Here is a 3,498-nt window from a genome sequence, read left to right as displayed (position 1 = left end):
GTGGACGGAGGAGCTACCGCCAGATCAACAGGCGCTGGCGTTTTGTAGCGGAAAACTGGAAGCGATCTACTTTACGGTCGATCACCCCAACGACATGGTCTCACGTGTAGCCGAATTTTGTGATGCCGTTTTGTTACCGGTGGCCGGCCCACAGATCGACCAACTAGCAGCTGAAACAGAGTACTTGGCGAAATCCACTTTGCCGGGCGGTCTGTATCCCGGAAGTGATAAAACGGTGCAAGCAATAGGCGTGCCATTCATTTTGGTCGCGTCCGAAAGCGTCGCTCCAGAAACGGTCAACGCAATTGTCAGTGCCGTGTTTGAGAATTTCAACGCGTTCAAATCTGCACATCCCGCCTTCCGTGACCTCTTGCCGGAGCAAATGGTGCGTGACGGGTTGGTGGCGCCACTGCACGACGGCGCGCGCCGCTACTACGAAGAAAAGGGGATGCATTAAAATGCTCTCGGAAATCTAGGCGCTGTCGGATCGGCGTTAACGCCGGTTGTGCATCAACCAAAAAACACAATGGAGCTGAAAGGCAAGTTGAAACCTGGCCTTTCCTTAGAAATGTGCCGTCGCTTTGTTGGCGGTAAACAGAAGAACTGTGACATGAGTTACGAGACAATAATCTACACTGTATCAGACAGAATAGCAGAGATCCGGTTCAACCGACCACACCGCCTGAACGCGGTGGTCACCCAATTTTACGCAGAGATCATGGATGCTCTGGATAAGGCGGAGAATGACCCGGAAGTCAGCGTCATCGTGTTGACCGGCGAGGGTCGCGCCTTCTGCGTCGGTGCCGACCTGAAGGAACACGGTGCGGGTACCCGCACGGAGTTGGAGAAGCTTGAATATCTCAACCTCGGCAATGATGTTTGCGAGCGGATCTACACGCATCAGAAGATCGTCATCGCAGCAGTGAACGGGTTCGCACTCGGCGCCGGTTGCGAGATGTCCTGCTCGGCCGACTTCATCTTGATGAAAGACACGGCGCAGATCGGCCTGCCGGAGATTTCCATCGGGACCCATGTGGGCGGTGCAGTGACGGAGATCCTGCCGCGCATCATCGGCCTCGCCAAAACGCGGGAGCTGATCTTCACTGGCCGGCGCATCGACGGCAATGAAGCCCACGCTATCGGTCTTGCGACACGCGTCTTCTCCGAGGAGGAGTTCGTGGCGGGCGTCAAGGACTTCGCACTGGTTGTGGCTTCAAAAGCGCCGGTGTCGATGCGCTTCGCCAAGAAGCACCTCAACGACATGCATCAGGATTACGATTCGCGTCTTGTCACCGAACTCGCCTCCCTCCGGCATTGCATGCTGACCGAAGACTGGCAGGAGGGCGTCGATGCCTTCGCCGAGAAACGCGAGCCGGTCTTCAAAGGCCGCTGATTTTGAGAATTCTAGGGGACAACAATGGCAAATCAACTTGACCAAATCCTTTCCGCCACTTCAATCGCTGTTGTCGGAGCATCCAACGACCCTGAGAAACGCGGATACCAAGCAATCAAGCAACTGTTGGCCGATCGTTTCCCGGGCATCGTTTATCCAATCAACCCGAAAGCACCTGAGGTGCTGGGTCTGAAGGCCTATAAATCAGTTCTAGACGTAGAAGACCCAATTGACACAGTGCTTGTCTGCACTCCTGCCAAGACCTTGCCCAGCATCCTGCAGCAGTGCGGTGAGAAGGGCATCGGTGGCGCGGTCGTTCTGGCAGCCGGGTTCGACGAAGAGCTATCGGCGGCCACCCTTGAAGCAGCCAGAGAGAACAATGTCCGTGTCATTGGCCCAAACACAAACGGCGTTTTTAACCTACACAACAAGATGAACCTGGTCGGCGTAAGGGACGCAGAACCAGGCGGCATTGGCGTCACCTCGCAATCGGGGAATGTCGTGCTCGCTTTGATCGCCGAGGCGAAACGGAAGGGAGGCGTTGGATTCTCGAGTTATGTGGGCGTGGGAAACCAGCTGGACGTGCGGTTCCACGAATATCTCGAATATTTCGGTGAAGACGAGAACACCACCACGCCGGTCCTATATGTTGAGGGTTTTCAGAAGGGTAAGCGTTTCTTAGAAGTTTGTCGCGAAGTCAGTCAGAAGAAGCCGGTCATCGTCTACAAATCCGGGCGCACGGAAGCCGGGCAAACTGCTGCAAGCTCGCACACCGGTTCGCTGGCCAGCAGCTTCAATCTGACCCGTGATCTGCTGCGGCAGGCCGGGGCGACCGTGATCGATCAATCGGACAAGATTCTAACCGTTGCCGAAGGGTTGGGAAAGCTCCCGACGGTAAAGAATGACCGTGTGGCGATCTTGGCGGACAGCGGTGGTCACGCCACCATCACGACCGATGCGCTCATCGAAAGAGGGTTGCGCCTGGCGGAACTTTCGGAAGAGACCCACTCCAAACTTGCCGACAGGTTGCCCCCTGCCGCCGCACTGGCCAATCCTGTCGATGTGGCAGGCGGAACCGACGATGATCCGGGGTGTTGGGCCGACTGCGCGCGGATTCTTCTAGAGGATCCCGGTGTCGATATTCTGATGGTCATCGGAATGTTTGGCGGCTATGCGGCGCGGTTCTCTGAAACACTTTTGAATGCCGAGATTGAATCATCGATCAGGATTGGAGCCTTTGCGCGCCGCTTTGGCAAACCGTTGTTGGTTCAATCTGTTTATGCACCGCTGAAGCCAGAGCCGCTTGAGGTCCTGAAAGAAACCGGCGTGCCATTGTTTATCTGGCCGGAATCAGCGGTCCGCTGTGTTGAGGAGCTGGTTCGTTACTCTCGGGCCAAAGAGCGCATCGCAACGTCACCACGGATCAAGGCCGGACAAGTTTCGGAAGCGGCAGCTGCCATTATCGGGACTGCAAAACAGGAGGGCCGTTTTTCCCTGTATGAGCATGAGGCAAAAGACCTTCTCGCGGCCTACGGTGTGAAAACACCACCGCATCTTCTTGCCGAGAGCCAAGATGATGTCGCGCGTGTTGAAGCGACAATCGGCAACATGCCGATGGCGATGAAGATCGTGTCTGAAGACATCCTACACAAATCAGACGCTGGAGGCGTCAAGCTAAAGGTTCAAGGCGAGGCTGCGCTAAAAGCAAAGTACCAACAGATACTAGACAACGCGAAAGCCTATAGGTCGGATGCACGGATCAAGGGTGTACTGGTCTCGCCCATGGCACAATCGGGGGTCGAGGTGATCATCGGTGTCGTGCATGACCCGATTTTTGGACCGGTAATGATGTTCGGCCTCGGCGGCATTTTCGTCGAAGTGCTAAAAGATGTTTCATTCCGTGCACTCCCAATGTCCAAGGCCGACATCCACGAGATGGTCGAAGACATTCAAGCGAAGAAAATCCTTGATGGAGTCCGCGGTGCGCCGCCAGTCGACAAGGATGCTCTGGAGGATCTTATTCTCAAAGTTTCCACTCTGGCCTTGTCGCACCCTGAAATCACCGAAATCGACCTCAACCCGGTCATCGTGCGCGAAGACGGTTA

Annotated in this window: 3 protein-coding genes; all 3 read left to right on the top strand. The window is 55.6% G+C overall.

The window, feature by feature from the left end; translation table 11 throughout:
- Window positions 1-457 (top strand): TAXI family TRAP transporter solute-binding subunit (locus ACR0AP_RS20800; RefSeq protein ID WP_480509186.1); only part of this gene is annotated, 457 nt, incomplete at its 5' end.
- 69 nt (window positions 458-526) lie between these two features.
- Window positions 527-1,393: an enoyl-CoA hydratase/isomerase family protein gene (locus ACR0AP_RS20795; protein WP_480509184.1), complete on the top strand. Its 867-nt coding sequence runs from the start codon at window positions 527-529 to the stop codon at window positions 1,391-1,393.
- A gap of 24 nt (window positions 1,394-1,417) precedes the next feature.
- Window positions 1,418-3,498 (top strand): acetate--CoA ligase family protein (locus ACR0AP_RS20790; RefSeq protein WP_480509182.1); only part of this gene is annotated, 2,081 nt, incomplete at its 3' end.

The organism is Ruegeria sp. AF7 (genome assembly GCF_056541885.1).
The sequence above is the reverse complement of the archived record's forward strand: the minus strand, read 5'-3'. Positions and strand labels throughout refer to the sequence as shown.